The 17,883-nt window shown below is 31.5% G+C and carries 15 protein-coding genes and 1 riboswitch; all 15 genes read left to right on the plus strand.

Features of this window, described 5'->3' with window-relative positions:
* The first annotated feature begins 23 nt into the window (after positions 1-23).
* The 15 genes from thrA to metH all read left to right on the plus strand — a co-directional run bounded on the left by thrA (position 24) and on the right by metH (position 17,880).
* A complete protein-coding gene (gene thrA / locus L1S33_RS05290) occupies positions 24-3,425 on the plus strand; it encodes a bifunctional aspartate kinase/homoserine dehydrogenase I (protein WP_240561518.1) in 3,402 nt (1,133 codons plus the stop codon).
* 76 nt (positions 3,426-3,501) lie between these two features.
* Positions 3,502-4,668: an O-succinylhomoserine sulfhydrylase gene (locus L1S33_RS05295; RefSeq protein ID WP_240561519.1), complete on the plus strand. Its 1,167-nt coding sequence runs from the start codon at positions 3,502-3,504 to the stop codon at positions 4,666-4,668.
* A gap of 52 nt (positions 4,669-4,720) precedes the next feature.
* The gene (locus L1S33_RS05300) at positions 4,721-5,926 is read left to right on the plus strand and encodes a polysaccharide lyase family 7 protein (protein ID WP_240561520.1); all 1,206 of its coding nucleotides are present in this window, start codon (positions 4,721-4,723) and stop codon (positions 5,924-5,926) included.
* Between the two features lie 33 nt (positions 5,927-5,959).
* On the plus strand, positions 5,960-6,373 hold the full coding sequence (locus L1S33_RS05305; RefSeq protein ID WP_240561521.1) for an RrF2 family transcriptional regulator: 414 nt from the start codon (positions 5,960-5,962) through the stop codon (positions 6,371-6,373).
* 117 nt (positions 6,374-6,490) lie between these two features.
* Positions 6,491-7,117, plus strand: a complete 627-nt coding sequence (locus L1S33_RS05310; RefSeq protein WP_240561522.1) for a phosphoadenosine phosphosulfate reductase domain-containing protein — start codon at positions 6,491-6,493, stop codon at positions 7,115-7,117.
* A 3-nt stretch (positions 7,118-7,120) separates the two neighbouring features.
* On the plus strand, positions 7,121-9,223 hold the full coding sequence (locus L1S33_RS05315) for a HEPN domain-containing protein (RefSeq protein ID WP_240561523.1): 2,103 nt from the start codon (positions 7,121-7,123) through the stop codon (positions 9,221-9,223).
* Between the two features lie 5 nt (positions 9,224-9,228).
* Positions 9,229-9,990 (plus strand): uroporphyrinogen-III C-methyltransferase, encoded by a 762-nt coding sequence (gene cobA / locus L1S33_RS05320; protein ID WP_240561524.1) that lies wholly within the window; start codon positions 9,229-9,231, stop codon positions 9,988-9,990.
* Positions 9,991-10,002: 12 nt separating this feature from the next.
* Positions 10,003-10,578: a precorrin-2 dehydrogenase/sirohydrochlorin ferrochelatase family protein gene (locus tag L1S33_RS05325; RefSeq protein WP_240553165.1), complete on the plus strand. Its 576-nt coding sequence runs from the start codon at positions 10,003-10,005 to the stop codon at positions 10,576-10,578.
* Between the two features lie 5 nt (positions 10,579-10,583).
* The gene (locus tag L1S33_RS05330; protein WP_240561525.1) at positions 10,584-11,639 is read left to right on the plus strand and encodes an NAD(P)/FAD-dependent oxidoreductase; all 1,056 of its coding nucleotides are present in this window, start codon (positions 10,584-10,586) and stop codon (positions 11,637-11,639) included.
* Positions 11,640-11,687: 48 nt separating this feature from the next.
* Complete coding sequence (locus L1S33_RS05335) at positions 11,688-12,017, plus strand: 2Fe-2S iron-sulfur cluster-binding protein (RefSeq protein ID WP_240561526.1); 330 nt, start codon at positions 11,688-11,690, stop codon at positions 12,015-12,017.
* Positions 12,018-12,025: 8 nt separating this feature from the next.
* Positions 12,026-12,784, plus strand: coding sequence for a serine O-acetyltransferase EpsC (epsC, locus tag L1S33_RS05340; protein WP_240553160.1), 759 nt, complete (start codon positions 12,026-12,028; stop codon positions 12,782-12,784).
* Positions 12,781-13,671 (plus strand): cysteine synthase CysM, encoded by an 891-nt coding sequence (gene cysM / locus L1S33_RS05345; protein ID WP_240553158.1) that lies wholly within the window; start codon positions 12,781-12,783, stop codon positions 13,669-13,671. The genes epsC and cysM overlap by 4 nt, the downstream gene beginning before the upstream one ends.
* A 76-nt stretch (positions 13,672-13,747) precedes the next feature.
* Positions 13,748-13,865: riboswitch (SAM riboswitch) on the plus strand.
* A 47-nt stretch (positions 13,866-13,912) separates the two neighbouring features.
* Entirely contained in the window at positions 13,913-14,920 is a 1,008-nt protein-coding gene (locus L1S33_RS05350) for a homocysteine S-methyltransferase family protein (RefSeq protein WP_240561527.1), read from the plus strand.
* Between the two features lie 3 nt (positions 14,921-14,923).
* Positions 14,924-15,205, plus strand: a complete 282-nt coding sequence (locus tag L1S33_RS05355) for an antibiotic biosynthesis monooxygenase family protein (protein WP_240561528.1) — start codon at positions 14,924-14,926, stop codon at positions 15,203-15,205.
* Entirely contained in the window at positions 15,205-17,880 is a 2,676-nt protein-coding gene (gene metH, locus L1S33_RS05360) for a methionine synthase (protein WP_240561529.1), read from the plus strand. The genes L1S33_RS05355 and metH overlap by 1 nt, the downstream gene beginning before the upstream one ends.
* Positions 17,881-17,883: the final 3 nt, after the last annotated feature.

A 17,883-nucleotide genomic window follows, 5' to 3' on the forward strand; every position in this document is an offset into this window, starting at 1 on the left:
CATTACTCATAAATAAAACATAATTGGAACATCAATTAGAACATATTAAAATAAAAAACTTTACCACAGAATCTGGTAATTTAATTTCTGAATTGAATTTAAGTTATCAGGTTTTTGGCCAAGATTTAGGCAAAGCACCTATTATTCTTGTAAACCATGCATTAACAGGTAACAGTGATGTTGCGGGTAAAAATGGTTGGTGGAAAGATATTGTTGGTAAAGAGAAAGCGATAGACACAAATGTTTATACAATTTTATCTTTCAATATTCCTGGAAATGGTTTTGATGGTTTTTTAATTGAAAATTACAAAGATTTTATTGCAAGAGATATTGCTAACGTTTTCTTAGAGGGATTAAATCAGCTGAAAATAACACAATTATTTGCATTAATTGGTGGTTCTTTGGGTGGTGGAATTGCTTGGGAAATGATGATGTTGAACACAAAATTAACCCAACATTTTTTACCCATTGCTACTGATTGGAAATCGACCGATTGGTTAATTGCAAATTGTCAAATCCAAGAACAATTTTTAGTAAACTCTAGTAATCCTGTTCATGATGCGCGTATGCACGCAATGTTGTGCTATAGAACTCCAGAATCTTTTAAAGACCGTTTTAAGAGGTCTAAAAATGAAAATCAAGAACTTTTTAACGTAGAAAGTTGGTTGTTACATCATGGAGAAAAATTACAAGAACGTTATCAATTATCATCGTATAAGTTGATGAATCAGTTGCTTAGGAGTATTGATGTTACAAATAATGGAGAAAAAAAGATTGATGTTTTAGATGAAATTGAAGCAAATATTCACATTATTGGTGTGGATTCTGATCTGTTTTTTACAGCAGAAGAAAACAGAGAAACGCATAAAAAATTAGCATTAACAAAAGAAAATGTTACTTATAATGAAATAAATTCGTTGCATGGACATGATGCTTTTTTAATAGAATACGATCAACTTCAAAAAATAATAGAACCTATTTTCAATAAAGATTATAGAGCAAAAAAAATGAAAGTATTAAAGTTTGGAGGAAAGTCTTTAGCAAATGGAAAAGGTATTAAAAATGCTATTGAAATTATCCTCAATAAGTCTAAAAATCGAAAAAAAATAGCAGTAGTTGCTTCAGCAAGAGGTAATACTACTGATAGTTTAGAAGCTCTTTTAGAAAAAGCAAAATCAAAAACATCCTATAAAAACGATTTTGAGAATTTTAAACAATATCAACAAGAGCCTAACAATTCTCTAGATTTATCTAAAGAATTTTCAACGTTAGAAACTATTTTTGAAGGTGTTTCTTTATTAAGAGATTATAGTACTAAAATTAAAGATGAAGTTTTAGCACAAGGAGAATTGTTATCCACAAAAATGGTAACAAGTTTATTAGAAAAAGAAGGGATTTCGGCTAATGTTGTCGATGCAAGAGAATTAATTATTACAGATGATAATTTTGGAAATGCACAGCCAATTAATGCAGTTTCTTCAGAAAATGTAATTTCATTTTTTAAAGAAAATAATAATACGGTTAATGTTGTTACTGGTTTTATTTCATCAAATAAAAAAGGAGAAACCACAACTTTAGGAAGAAACGGAAGTAATTACACAGCAGCGCTTTTAGCAAATTATTTAGACGCAGATGAGTTGCAGAATTATACACATGTAAGTGGAATTTTTACTGCAAATCCAGATTTGGTAGCTGATGCAAAGAAAATAGAACAATTATCTTTTTCTGAAGCAAATGAATTAGCAAATTTTGGAGCAACCATTTTACATGCAAAAACCATTATTCCGCTTTTAGAAAAAAACATTAATTTAAGAATATTAAATACCTTTAATAAAGAAGATAAAGGAACTTTAATTACATCTGAAACTTCAGAAAAAGGAATAAAATCAATCTCTACAATTAACAACGTTTCTCTTTTAAATTTTGAAGGAAGAGGTTTGTTAGGAAAAGTAGGAGTAGATGCACGTATTTTTAGAGCATTAAGTGATAAAAATATTAGTGTAAGTATTGTTTCTCAAGGTTCTTCGGAAAGAGGAATTGGTTTAATAATAGATTCAAATAGAGCTTCGGAAGCAGTTTTAGCATTAGAAGCAGCTTTTGAAAACGATTTTTATTCGCAAGATGTAAATCAGATTTCTATTATAGAAAACGTGGCAGTAATTTCTATTATTGGTCAAGATTTAAGCGAATTTCATTTGCCCTATAATGCATTGATTAAAAATCAAATTGTACCCGTTTTATTCAACAATACAGTTACTGGAAAAAATGTGAGTTTGGTTGTTAAAAAAGACGAACTTCACAAAGCAGTAAATGTAATTCACGGTCAGGTTTTTGGAATTGCAAAGAAAATAAACATTGCTATTTTTGGTAAAGGAACTGTTGGTGGAACTTTAATTGATCAAATTTTAGAGAATACAGCTTCGGTTTTAGAACGAAGGAAAATACAGTTAAACGTTTTTGCTGTTGCAGATTCTAAAAGAACTTTGTTAAATAAAAATGGGGTTTCTAAAAATTGGGAGCAAGATTTACTTACAAACGGACAAGAAAACACCACAATTGAAGCTATTATTGAGTTTGCTAAATCGCATCATTTCGAAAACCTAATTGCTGTAGATAATACCGCAAGTGTGCCTTTTGTGGGGAATTATATTCAGTTTATAGAAGCTGGTTTCGATTTAGTTTCTTGCAATAAAATTGCAAATACGTTGTCTTTTGATTTTTATAAAGAAGTTAGAGCAAAATTAAAAGAATATCAAAAGCAATATCTGTATGAAACCAATGTTGGTGCAGGTTTACCTTTAATTGATACAATACGATTGTTACATGAATCTGGAGAAAATATCACAAAAATTAGAGGGGTTTTTTCTGGGAGTTTAAGTTATTTATTCAATACTTTTTCAGCAGAAAACAGAACTTTTTCAGAAGTTTTAAAAGAAGTAATTGATAGCGGATTTACAGAGCCCGATGCAAGAGAAGATTTAGGTGGAAATGATGTTGCAAGGAAGTTGCTGATTTTAGCAAGAGAATTAGAGTTAGAAAACGAATTTATTGATGTTAATATTCAGAATTTAATTCCAGAAAATTTAAGAGAAGGTAAGGTTGAAGATTTTCTATCTAATTTAGATTTAATGAATGATGAGTATCAGCAATTAAAAGAAAATCAAGATGAAAATCATGTTTTACGTTATATTGGCGAATTAAGTGGAGATTTATCACAAGATAGAGGAAATTTAGACGTGAAATTGGTTTCAGTTTGTAAAAATTCTCCTTTAGGATCTTTAAAAGGATCTGATGCAATTTTTGAAATTTACACAGAATCTTACGGAGAACAACCTATTGTTATTCAAGGAGCAGGAGCAGGATCTAAAGTAACAGCAAGAGGTGTTTTTGGAGATATTTTAAGATTGGCAAAACATAACAACTAAACAATTAAAAGATTGAAGAATTAAAAAATAAAACTCAATCATTCAATATTTAAATCATTTAATCTTTCAATAAAAGATGAAAAAACATTTCGAAACAAAAGCAATAAGAACACAAACTGAGAGAAGTCAATTTTCTGAGCATTCTACGCCATTATATTTAACATCTAGTTTTGTTTTTGACGATGCTGAAGAAATGAGAGCTTCCTTTGCAGAAGAAAAACAACGTAATTTATACAGCCGATTTACAAATCCAAATACAACAGAATTTGTAGATAAAATTGTGGCAATGGAAGGTGCGGAAGCTGGTTATGCTTTTGCAACAGGAATGTCTGCCATATTTTCAACTTTTGCAGCTTTGTTAAATGCTGGAGATCATGTGGTGTCTTGTCGTTCAGTTTTTGGATCTACACACAGTATGTTTACTAAGTTTTTACCAAAATGGAATATTGAAACATCATATTTTAAGGTAAATGAAGTCGATTTGGTTGAAAGTTTAATTCAACCCAATACAAAGATTTTATACATTGAAACACCTACAAATCCGGCAGTAGATATTTTAGATTTAGAAGTAATTTGTAAGATTGCTAAGAAGCATAACCTTATTTTTATTGTTGATAATTGTTTTGCAACACCTTATATTCAGCAACCAATTAAATTTGGTGCAGATTTAGTTGTACATTCTGCTACAAAATTAATTGACGGTCAAGGACGAGTTTTAGGTGGAGTTGCAGTTGGAAATAAAGATTTGATGAGAGAAATCTATTTATTCTCAAGAAATACTGGTCCTGCAATGTCTCCTTTTAATGCGTGGGTTTTGTCTAAAAGTTTAGAAACATTAGCAATTAGAGTAGAAAAACATTCAGAAAATGCATTAAAAGTTGCTCAATTTTTAGAAACTCAAGAAAATGTTGAGTTGGTAAAGTACCCGTTTTTAAAATCGCATCCGCAGTATGAAGTTGCAAAAAATCAGATGAAATTAGGTGGGAACATAGTCGCTTTTGAAATTAAAGGAGGAATTGAAGCAGGAAGAGTTTTTCTAGACAACATAAAGATGTGTTCATTATCTGCAAACTTGGGAGATACAAGAACCATTGTTACGCATCCATCATCTACAACCCACGGAAGATTATCAGAAGAAGATAGATTAGAAGTTGGTATTACAAAAGGTTTGGTTAGAGTTTCTGTAGGTTTAGAGAATGTAGAAGATATTATTGCTGATTTAGAGCAAGCGTTAATGAATTAATTAAATTAGAATTATAAACCCTTTAGGCATTATTTTTGTTAAATTTTATATTATGAAATTATTAAACATTATTATTACATTCTTGGTTCTTATTTTTTTAGTTAGTTGTGGTTCTAAAGATACAATTGATGAAGAAATAGTAGAAAATTTAAATGTATCATCAGTATCAGAGTTTTCAAAAAATGAAGAAACAAAGTCGGTTACCGTAACCTCTAATGTAACTTGGTCTGCAAGTGATGATAGTAGTTGGATTACGGTTTCACCTTCCAACGGAACCAATAATGGTTCAATAAATATTACTGTAACTTCAAATCCAACTTTTACTAGTCGTACAGGAACAGTAACGGTTTCTGGAGGAAATATTTCAAAAACGATTGCAGTAACTCAGGCAGAAAGTGTTCAATCTTCAGGAGGATTAGATCCTAATAAAGCACCTTCAGAAAATTTCGATTTATCTACTTGGTATTTAAGTATTCCAGATAATAACGGAAATGGTGTTGCAACCAGTATTTCTGTTAGCACGATTAATAATTCGTATGAAAACAGTAATTATTTCTATACAGCTTCGGACGGTGGAATGGTTTTTAAATGTCCGGTTGATGGGTTTAAAACTTCTGCAAATACAAGTTATACAAGAGTAGAACTTCGCGAAATGTTGAGAGGTACAGATACAAGTATTAGTACACAGGGTGTTAATGGAAATAACTGGGTTTTTGGTACAGCTCCAACTTCAGATATAGATGCTGCTGCTGGTTATGATGGAGAAATGAATGCTACACTTGCAGTAAATCATGTAACAACAACAGGAAGTAATAGTCATATTGGAAGAGTTATTATAGGGCAAATACATGCAAATGATGATGAGCCAATTCGTCTTTATTACAGAAAATTAAAAGACAATACTTTGGGTTCTATTTATTTTGCACACGAACCTGCGGATGGTTTTGGAAGCGAACAATGGCACGAAGTAATTGGTTCTAGAAGTAATAGTGCTTCTAATCCTTCAGACGGAATAGCGCTTAATGAAAAATTTAGTTATACCATTAAGGTTGTTGGAGATAGTTTGTCTTTAACAATTATTAGAGAAGGAAAAGAAGACGTTGTTAAAACCGTAAATATGGTAAACAGTGGCTATAATGTTGGTGGACAGTATATGTATTTTAAAGCGGGGGTTTACCAAGCTAACAATACTGGAGATGATGATGATTACGTACAAGCAACTTTTTATGCTTTAGAAAAATCGCACACAACAAATTAATATAGATTTTTAAAATCGAGTATATTTGTACATATGCTTTCTAAAAAAACCAAATACGGAATTAAGGCACTTACTTTTCTTGCAAAACAAGAAGAGAAGATTCCTGTTGCAATTGCAACTATTTCTAAAAGTGAAAATATATCGTTAAAATTTTTAGAAACAATATTACTTACACTTCGTAAAAACGGAATCTTAGGTTCTAAAAAAGGAAAAGGTGGAGGTTATTATTTATTGAAGTCTTCTTCAGAAATACAAATGACAACTGTTATGAGAATTTTAGAAGGACCAATTTCTATGGTACCTTGTGTAAGTCTTAACTTCTATGAAAAGTGTGATGATTGCCCTGATGAAAATGCATGTGCAGTTCATAATTTAATGTTAGAAGTTAGAGATAGCACACTCCAAATTTTTAGAAATACTACTTTAGCAGACTTATGTAATTGCTAAATTATTAATAAACACCCTAAATTTTTATGATATTTTTTGATGGTAAATCACATTTAATATATATGTTTGCAATATAATCTACTAAATCTATAGGGTAATAAGATTAATGTATTAAAGATGATAAAAGAACAGTTAGATATTAAGCATTGGAATGCAGAGTTAAGGGGCAAATCTCCAGAAGAAATTATTGAGTGGGCTTTAAGGTTAACTGAAAAAAGAATTGTTACTACAAGTTTTGGTAAATATTCTGCGGTATTATTAAGTACTTTTTATAAAAAGGAAAAGAATATAGAAGTTATTTGGTGTGATACTGGTTACAATATTCCAGAAACCTATAGTCATGCTTCTCAATTGATAGAAAAATTTCGTTTAAATGTTTATACATATGTGCCTTTACAAACAAAAGCTTTTACGGAATTTACTTTAGGTGAACCAGATCTTGAGCAAACAGATCATAAGAAATTTACTGAGATAGTAAAATTAGAGCCATTTAGAAGAGCAATTGAAACGCATCAACCGGAAGTTTGGTTTACAAATATTAGAATCAGACAAACAGAACTTAGAAACTCTAAAGATATTTTAAGTTATAGTAAAGATGGAATTTTAAAAGTAAGTCCTTTTTATTATTGGACAGACGAAGAGTTAGATAAATATTTAGAAGAAAATAATTTATCAAAAAACAGTACTTATTATGATCCAGTTAAAGCCTTAGAAGGTAGAGAGTGTGGAATACATTTACAATAAATTATGCAGAGTTTTAGAACAGAAATAGAAAATCCAGTTGTAGAAAGAGATATTATTGAGTTAGCAGACAAAATTGCTGCTTTTAATAACCTACAAATAGACGAAGAAAAATTTAGAAGTTTGCGTTTAGCAAGAGGTGTTTATGGTCAACGTCAAGCAGGCGTTCAAATGATTCGTATAAAACTACCTTATGGTAAAGTAAAAAGTAATCAATTAAGAAGAATTTCTGAAGTTTCAGATGAATATTCTAGAGGAAGATTACATATTACAACGCGTCAAGACATTCAAATTCATTATGTAGATTTAAATAGAACACCAGAATTATGGGCAGAATTAGAGCGTGATGATGTTACGTTACGTGAAGCTTGTGGAAATGTTGTTAGAAATGTAACAGCATCAGAAACTGCAGGTATAGATGTAGATGAGCCTTTTGATGTTTCTCCGTATGCAGATGCATTGTACAAATTCTTTTTACGTAACCCGATTTGTCAAGAAATGGGCCGTAAATTTAAAGTTTCTTTTTCTTCTACAGATGAAGATACAGGATTGTCTTATTTACACGATTTAGGATTTATAGCAAAAATAGAAAACGGAGTAAGAGGTTTTAAAGTAATGGTTGCAGGAGGTTTAGGTTCTCAACCAAGACATGCAGAAACCTTATACGAGTTTTTATCTTCAGATAAAATTATTCCAGTAATGGAAGGCGTTTTAAGAGTTTTTGATCGTTATGGTGAGCGTAAAAGTAGAGCTAAAGCACGTATGAAATTCTTGTTGAAAGATATCGGTTTAGAGGCTTTTAGAAATTTAATTGAGCAAGAACAAAACGCAATCGAATTAAAAACAGTTGCTATTGATGCAGATTCTTATGTTGCTTCAACTCCAGTTTCTGTAGAAACTCCAAAAGTTGAAATAAAAGATCAAGCTGCATTTGATTTATGGAAATCTACCAACTTAATTCCGCAAAAACAAGCAGGTTTTGTGGCAATCGGAATTAAAGTTTTATTAGGAGATTTTTATACAGACAAAGCACGTTTATTAGCAGATTTAGTTGATGAATATGCTGCAGGAGAAGTGCGTTTAACCTTACGTCAGAACATTGTAATTCCTTTTGTAAAAGAAGATTTAGTTCCTTATTTCTATCAAGAATTAGAAAAATTAGGATTTGTTGAAGCGGGTTATAATAAAGCTGTAGATATTACTGCGTGTCCAGGAACAGATACATGTAATTTAGGTATTGCAAGTAGTACAGGTATTTCTGTAGAATTAGAGAAAGTAATTGCGGCAGAATATCCACAATATTTAAAAAATGAAGATTTAGTCATTAAAATTAGTGGTTGTATGAATGCTTGTGGACAACACAATATGGCAAACATTGGTTTTCAAGGAATGACTGTAAGAACTCCAGATAAATTAGTAGCACCAGCGTTACAAGTTTTATTAGGTGGAGGAAATTTAGGAAACGGAAACGGAGCTTTTGCAGATAAAGTTGTAAAAGTACCTAGTAGAAGAGGTCCAGAAGCAATGCGTAGAATCTTAAACGATTTTGATGAAAATGCTAACGGAAAACAATTCGTGGAATATTATAAAGAAAAAGGAGAAAAGTATTTTTACGATTTTCTTCAAGATTTACAAGATGTTTCTAATTTAACCCAAGAAGATTTTATTGATTGGGGAGAAGAAGAAAAATATGTAAAAGCAATCGGAATTGGAGAATGTGCTGGTGTAGTAATCGATTTAATTGCTACGTTGTTTTTAGAAAGTGATGAAAAAATTGACAATGCAAAAGAAGCATATGGAAACGGTGTTTATTCTGGAGCAATTTATTATGCATATCAATCTTTAGTAAATACGGCTAAAGCTATGTTGTTGGCAGAAAATAAGAAGACAAATACACATGCTAGTATTATTGCTCAATTTGATGAGTTATTTATCACAACAGGAAAAATTGAGTTAAATACATCTTTTAGTGAGTTAATTTATCAAATTAATAAAAATGCGCCAACTAAAGAGTTTTGTTCACAATATATCAATGATTCGAAGGAATTGTTGAGAAAAGTTAGAAATTTTAGAGAAGTAACTAATACTTTTGTTGAAAGTGTAATTTAGAAATTATGAATTTTAAAACACCAAAATTAACAGTAGTTGGAGCAGGGCCTGGAGATATAGATCTAATTACTATAAAAGCAATTAAAGTCTTAAAAAAGGCAGATGTAGTTTTATATGATGCTTTGGTTAATGAAGAATTATTATCATACATAAATCCAGAAGCTGAACAAATTTTTGTTGGAAAGCGAAGAGGTTGTTACAAATATCAACAAGAACAGATTAATGAATTAATTGTTGCTCGTGCAAAAACGCACGGACATGTAGTTCGTTTAAAAGGAGGAGATCCTTTTATTTTTGGTCGTGGAGCAGAAGAAATGGAATTTGCAGCAGGTTTTGGAATTGAAACCGCTATGGTTCCTGGAATTTCATCTTCATTAGCAGTTCCTGCTTATCAAAATATACCTGTTACTAAACGTGGTAGCGCAGAAAGTTTTTGGGTAATTACAGGTACAACAAAAGAGCATAAATTATCAAATGATGTTGCATTGGCAGCAAAATCGAATGCGACGGTTGTTGTATTAATGGGAATGGGGAAATTGCCAGAGATTATACAGTTATTTCAACAAGAAAATAAAAATAATTTACCAGTTGCAATTATTCAAAACGGAACAAGAAGTAACGAAAAAGTAGGAGTTGGAACGGTAGATACAATATTAGATGTTGTAAAAGAGCAAGAATTAAGCAACCCTGCAATTATAATTTTGGGTGACGTTGTAAAACATAGAGCAATTTTAGCAAATGTTCAACAAGAATATGCAAACATTTAAAGAGATAGAATTATGGAACAAAACGAATTATATCCTATCTTTTTAAAAACACAACAGTTAGAAACGCTAATTGTTGGTGGAGGTTTTGTAGCATTAGAAAAGTTGTCTTTTTTGTTGAAGTCGAGTCCAAATTCTAAAGTAACCATGGTTTCACCTTTTTTTAGAGAAGAAACAAAAGAGTTGGCTAATAAATTTGGAATAAAAATGATTGTCTCTGAATATCAAAAATCATTTTTATCAAAGAAAAATATTGTCATTGCAACCACCGATAAAGTTGAAGTAAATATTCAGGTTTATAAAGATTGTAAAGAACAAAATATATTGGTAAATGTTGCTGATAATCCGCCATATTGCGATTTTTATATGGGTGGGATTGTAACCAAAGGAAACGTAAAAGTAGCCATTTCTACAAACGGAAAATCACCAACAACAGCCAAAAGATTACGTCAGTTTTTTGAGGAAGTTATTCCTGATAATATTGATGATTTAGTACAGAATTTAAATAAATATAGAAAAACCCTTAAAGGAGATTTTGAGGATAAAGTTGAAAAGCTAAACGAGTTTACAAAAAGTTTAGTTGAAAAATAAAAAAAATGATTACAACAGATATACTAATAATAGGAGCAGGACCAACAGGATTATTTACAATTTTTGAAGCGGGTTTATTAAAACTAAAGTGTCATTTAATTGATGCGTTACCACAACCTGGCGGACAATGTTCAGAAATTTATCCCAAGAAACCTATTTATGATATTCCTGCTTATCCAGAAATTTTAGCAGGAGATTTAACAGATAAATTGTTAGAGCAAACAAAACAATTTGAACCAGGTTTTACGCTAGGAGAAAGAGCAGAAACAATAGATAAACAAGAAGATGGTACTTTTATTGTTACTACAAACAAAGGAACAAAACACCATGCTAAAGTAGTAGCAATTGCTGGTGGTTTAGGTTCTTTCGAGCCAAGAAAACCTAAAATTGAAAATCTTGAGAAGTTTGAAGATAATGGAGTAGAATACATTATTAAAGAACCAGAATTATATAGAGATAAAAAAGTAGTAATTTCTGGAGGAGGAGATTCAGCTTTAGATTGGGCAATTTTCTTATCAGATGTTGCTTCAGAAGTAACTTTAATCCATAGAAGAAATGAATTTAGAGGCGCATTAGATTCTGTAGAAAAAGCACAAGAGTTAAAGAATTTGGGGAAAATAAATATCATAACTCCTGCGGAAGTAAAAGGAATTTTAGGAACTGATAAAGTAACTGGAGTTGCCGTAGAGAAAAAAGGTGAAGATGCTTTTATTATAGATACAGATCATTTTATTCCACTTTTTGGATTGTCTCCAAAACTAGGTCCAATAGGTAATTGGGGACTAGAAATAGAGAAAAATGCTATTAAAGTAAACAACGCTTTAGATTATCAAACAAATATTCCTGGAGTTTATGCAATTGGAGATGTAAATACATATCCTGGAAAGTTAAAATTGATTTTATGTGGATTTCACGAAGCAACTTTAATGTGTCAAAGTGCCTATAAAAGAATTTTTCCAGATAAAAAGTACGTAATGAAATATACAACAGTTGGTGGTGTAGAAGGTTTTGATGGAACCAAAAAAGAAGCACCAAAAGCTGTAGTAAAAGCAATTCAATAAGTAAGGTTTGTGTAACTTTGCAGACAATATTACTAAAAGCAAATTAAGATGCAAGACATCAATATTAAAATAACAGATAGAGCAGGTGTTTTGCATGAGGTTATTGCGCCTACAGATATGGCAATGAATTTAATGGAGTTGGTTCGCTCGTACGAGCTAGCTGAAGAAGGAACTATTGGTGTTTGTGGTGGAGCAGCAATGTGTGCATCTTGTCAATGTTATGTAAAATCAGATCACCAGTTGCCAGAAATGTCAGATGATGAAGATGCAATGTTAGCAGAAGCTTTTGACGTAGAAGATAATAGTAGATTAGGTTGTCAGATTCAAATTACACCAGAATTAGAAGGCTTAGAAATTGAGTTAGCACCAGAAGTATAAAATTATAAATGAAAGAAGTAGCGCCCAAAAGAGTATCAGAAAATTACAGTATGTGTTTAAAAGATGCTGTAGAAATCTTTACAAAAGAGTTGATTAATTGTCTTTTTGATGAGAATTATCAACAAGAAAATGGTGCAGCAACAAAAAATAAATTTTTAAGAATTTTAGAGCGATTATCAATAGAAAACAAAGACTGTTTTTGGTTAGATTTCGAGAATTCATTTACAGAAATAAGAAAAAAATTAGATTTAGACGCAGTATTTGCCTTAAATAGTGATCCTGCAGCAAAAAGTCTAAGAGAAATTTATTTAGCATATCCTGGTTTTTATGCAATTGCTGTTTACAGGTTAAGTCATCAATTACTAAATCAAGAAATACCAGTTTTACCAAGAATGATGAGTGAATTTGCACACAGCACAACGGGAACAGATATTCATCCTGGAGCTCAAATAGGAGATTCTTTTTTTATAGATCATGCAACTGGAATTGTGATTGGTGAAACCACAATTATAAAAAAAAATGTAACCATATTTCAGGGAGTTACCTTAGGTGGAATACAAGTAAAGAAAAGTATGGCGTCTACAAAAAGGCACCCAACAATAGAAAATAATGTAACAATTTATGCAAATGCAACTATTCTTGGAGGAGATGTTGTAATTGGTGAAAACTCAATTATTGGAGCTAATGTTTGTGTTACAGAATCAATTCCGAAAGACGTAATTGTTATTGAGAAATTGGAAAATAAAATTATTAAAAAAACAAGATGAAAACAAAAAGTATCATAGATTTTGTTGGAAACACACCTTTGGTGGAAGTTCAAAATATTTTACAAAAAGAAGGTGTAAAATTATTATTAAAGTTAGAAGGAAATAATCCTGGAGGAAGCGTTAAAGATAGAGCTGCTTACAACATGATTAATGAAGCTATTCAAAGAAAAAATATTAGAGTAGGAGATACTTTAGTGGAAGCTACTAGTGGAAATACTGGTATTGCTTTAGCTTTAATGGCAAAAGTTTTGGGTGTAAATATGGTGCTGGTTTTACCAGAAAACTCAACAGAAGAGCGTATAAAAACAATGCGTTCTTATGGAGCAGAAGTAGTTTTAACTCCAAAAGAGTTGGGTATGGAAGGTTCTAGAGATTATGCCTTAAAATTAAAATATAAAAAAGGATATTTTAGGTTAAATCAGTTTGACAATACAGACAATTCTAAAGCACATTATAAAACAACCGGTCCCGAAATTTGGAGAGACACAGAAGGAGAAGTTACTCATTTTGTCTCAGCTATGGGAACAACAGGAACAATAATGGGAGTTTCAGATTATTTAAAAGAGCAGAATGAAAATATTACAATTGTTGGAGCTCAACCTGCGGAAGGTGCAAAAATACCAGGAATTAGAAAATGGACAGACGATTATGTTCCTGCTATTTTTAATGCATCTAAAGTTGATAAAGTTATAGAAGTTAGTGAAGAAGAGGCAAAAACAATGACGCAAAGGTTAGCTGCAGAAGAAGGCATTTTTGCAGGTATGAGTAGTGGAGGATCTGTTGCAACTGCTCTAAAAGTTGCTCGCCAAATAGAAAAAGGAGTTATAGTTGCAATTATTTGCGATAGAGGAGATAGATACTTGTCTTCAACATTATTTGAAAAATAATTTATTTGCTCTTATATAATTATGAAAATAAAAAAATAGTACGTTTATTTGTACTTTAGTTCATACTCTTATTGATATGTTATCACGAAAGGCAGAGGGATTAGACCCATTGAAGCCTTAGCAACCCTTTTTCTTTTTTAAGAAAATAGAAGGTGCTACATTCTACAAGTTTTACTAGACTTGACAGATAACAGCGAAAAAAACACCTTTCCTGATGACATACTGATAAAAAATATCAAATATGTCGAACATACATACAGAAATTAAAAAAAGAATCCTTGTGCTAGATGGTGCAATGGGAACTATGTTGCAAGCCTATAAATTCACTGAAGAAGATTTTCGTGGAGAACGATTTAAGGACTATCCTACACCTTTGCAAGGTAATAATGACTTGCTATCTATTACGCAACCAGAAGCCATAAAAACCATTCATGGTAAATATTTTGAAGCTGGTGCAGATATTATTGAAACCAATACTTTTTCTGGGACAACTATTGCAATGGCAGATTATCAGATGGAAGATTTAGTGTACGAACTAAATTACCAATCTGCTAAAATTGCCAAAGAAGTTGCTGAAGAATTTACTGCAAAAGAACCGCACAAACCTCGTTTTGTAGCAGGTTCAATTGGACCAACAAACAGAACAGCAAGTATGTCTCCAGACGTAAACGATCCTGGTTATAGAGCTGTAACTTTTAATGAATTAAGAATCGCTTACAAACAACAAGTTGAAGCTTTAGTTGATGGTGGTGTAGATTTATTATTAGTAGAAACTGTTTTTGATACCTTAAATGCAAAAGCGGCATTATTTGCTATCGAAGAGGTGAAAGATGAAAGAGATATTGAAATACCAACAATGTTAAGCGGAACAATTACAGATGCTTCAGGAAGAACTTTATCTGGCCAAACAGCTGAAGCTTTTTTAATTTCAGTATCACACATTCCATTATTAACAGTCGGATTTAATTGTGCTTTAGGAGCCAATTTATTACAACCACATTTAGAAGCAATTGCTAATAAAACTAATTTCGGAATTTCTGCGCATCCAAATGCAGGATTACCAAATGCTTTTGGTGAATACGATGAAACTCCAGAAGAAATGGGAGAACAGATTGAAGAATATTTAAAGAAAGATTTAATAAATATCATTGGCGGATGTTGTGGTACAAGCCCAGAACACATTAGAGTAATTGCAAATATTGCAACTAAATATAAACCAAGACAACATTTTGAACTTATTTCAGAATAAGATATGATTTTAGAAGTAGCAATTTTAAATGTTAAAGAAGGGCTGTCGAAAGACTTTGAAGCTAATTTTAAAATAGCAGAAAAAATTATTTCTTCTATAAAAGGTTATATCTCTCATGATTTAAAGAAATGTATTGAAGAGAAAAATAAATATATTTTATTAGTGAATTGGGAAACCATAGAAGATCACGAAATCGGATTTAGAAAATCTGATGAATATCAAGAATGGAAAAGCTTATTACATCATTTTTATGAACCTTTTCCAACAGTAGAACATTATAAGTAATGAAGATAAAACAATCAAAATATATGCGTTTATCAGGATTAGAACCTCTAATCTTGAATGAAAATAGCAACTTTATAAATGTTGGAGAACGTACAAATGTTGCTGGTTCTCGTAAGTTTCTACGTTTAATTAAAGAAGAAAAATTTGATGAAGCGTTAGATATAGCAAGACATCAAGTAGATGGAGGAGCTCAAATTGTCGACATTAATATGGACGACGGTTTAATTGATGGAAAGGAATCTATGGTTCGCTTCTTAAATTTAATCGCAGCAGAACCAGATATTTGTAGAGTGCCAATGATGATTGATAGTTCTAAATGGGAAATCATTGAGGCTGGTTTACAAGTTGTACAAGGTAAATGTGTAGTGAATTCAATTTCTTTAAAAGAAGGTGAAGAAAAATTTATTTGGGAAGCCACGCAAATTAAACGTTACGGAGCTGCTGTAATTGTTATGGCTTTTGATGAAGTTGGACAAGCAGATAACTATGAGCGTAGAATTGAAATTGCACAACGTTCTTACGATGTTTTAGTAAATAAAGTTGGTTTTCCTAGTGAAGATATCATATTCGATTTAAATATATTTCCTGTAGCAACAGGAATGGATGAACACAGAAGAAATGCTATCGATTTTATAGAAGCAACAAAATGGGTAAGAGAAAACCTAGAAAATGTTTCTGTAAGTGGAGGTGTTAGTAATGTGTCGTTTTCTTTTAGAGGAAATAATGGAGTAAGAGAAGCAATGCACTCTGTGTTTTTATATTATGCCATTCAAGCTGGTATGAATATGGGAATTGTAAATCCCGCTTTATTAGAAGTTTATGATGATATTCCTAAAGATTTATTAGAACACGTAGAAGATGTAATTCTAGATAGAAGAGAAGATGCAACAGAACGTTTATTAGATTTTGCTGAAACTGTAAAAGGTTCTAAAAAAGAAAAAACGGTAGATTTATCTTGGAGAGAAAATCCGTTACAAGACAGAATTACACACGCTTTGGTAAAAGGAATAGACGCTTTTATTATTGAAGATGTAGAAGAAGCAAGATTACAAGCAGAAAAGCCAATTGAAGTTATTGAAGGCAATTTAATGGCAGGAATGAATGTGGTTGGAGATTTATTTGGAGCAGGAAAAATGTTTTTGCCGCAAGTAGTAAAATCTGCTCGTGTAATGAAAAAAGCGGTTGGTTATTTAAATCCGTTTATTGAAGCTGAAAAAGGAGAAGAACAGAAAGCACTTGGTAAAATTTTAATGGCAACTGTAAAAGGTGATGTACATGATATTGGTAAAAATATTGTGTCTGTTGTTTTAGGTTGTAATAACTACGAAATTGTAGATTTAGGTGTTATGGTTCCGCCAGAAAAAATTATTGAAGCGGCAAAAAGAGAAAATGTAGATGCTATTGGTTTAAGCGGTTTAATTACACCTTCTTTAGATGAAATGGTGTATTTAGCCAAAGAAATGGAACGTCAAAATTTTGAATTACCATTGTTAATTGGTGGTGCAACAACTTCTAAAGCACACACAGCTGTTAAGATTGATACGCAATATAAAAATGCAGTTGTTCATGTTAATGATGCTTCTAGAGCAGTAACAGTTGTTGGAGATTTATTAAACAAGAAAACAAATAATCAATACGTTGCCGATTTAAAGAAAAATTATGATGAATTTAGAACCAAGTTTTTAAAACGAGGTAAAGAAAAATCATATATTTCTATTGATGAAGCGCGTAAACGTAAATATAAAATTGATTGGAATACTTCGGAAATTGTAAAACCTAAAGAATTAGGAATTCAGACGTTAGAACAATTAAGTTTAAAAGAATTGGTTCCTTTTATAGATTGGAGTCCGTTTTTTAGAAGTTGGGATTTACATGGTAAATTTCCAGCTATTTTAACAGATGAGGTTGTCGGTGAACAAGCTTCCATTATGTATGAAGAAGCACAAGCAATGATTGAAGAAATTATTGCAAAACAATTACTAAAACCAAAAGCAATTTTTGGTTTGTTTGAAGCAAATTCTATAAATGAAGATGATATTTCTGTTCAGAAAAAAGGAGAAGAAATAGCAATTTTTAGAACGTTACGTCAGCAATTAAAAAAGAGAGAAGGAATACCAAATCATGCTCTGGCAGATTTTATTGCTCCAAAAGAAACTGGATTAACAGATTATATGGGCGCTTTTTGTGTTGGAATTTTTGGAGCTCAAGAATTAGCAGATAGTTACAGAGCCAAAGAAGACGATTATAACGGAATTATGGCACAAGCAATTGCAGATCGTTTTGCAGAAGCTTTTGCAGAATATTTGCACAAACAAATTAGAACAAAACATTGGGGTTATGCTTCTGATGAAACGTTGTCTAATGACGATTTAATTAAAGAAAGTTACAAAGGAATTAGACCTGCGCCAGGTTATCCTGCATGTCCAGATCATTTAGAAAAAGAAACTATTTGGGATTTATTAGATGTAGAAAACAAGATTGGTGTAAAGTTAACAGAAAGTTTGGCAATGTGGCCAGCCGCCGCGGTTTCTGGATATTATTTTGCCAATAAAGAATCTAAATATTTTGGATTGGGTAAAATTACAGATGATCAAATAACTGATTATGCTACAAGAAAAGGAATTAAAAAAGAAAAGGCTAGAAAATGGTTGCACCCAAATATAGCCGACCAATAAAAA

The sequence above is a fragment of the Tenacibaculum aquimarinum genome, from assembly GCF_022478115.1.
Lineage (GTDB): Bacteria > Bacteroidota > Bacteroidia > Flavobacteriales > Flavobacteriaceae > Polaribacter > Polaribacter aquimarinum_A.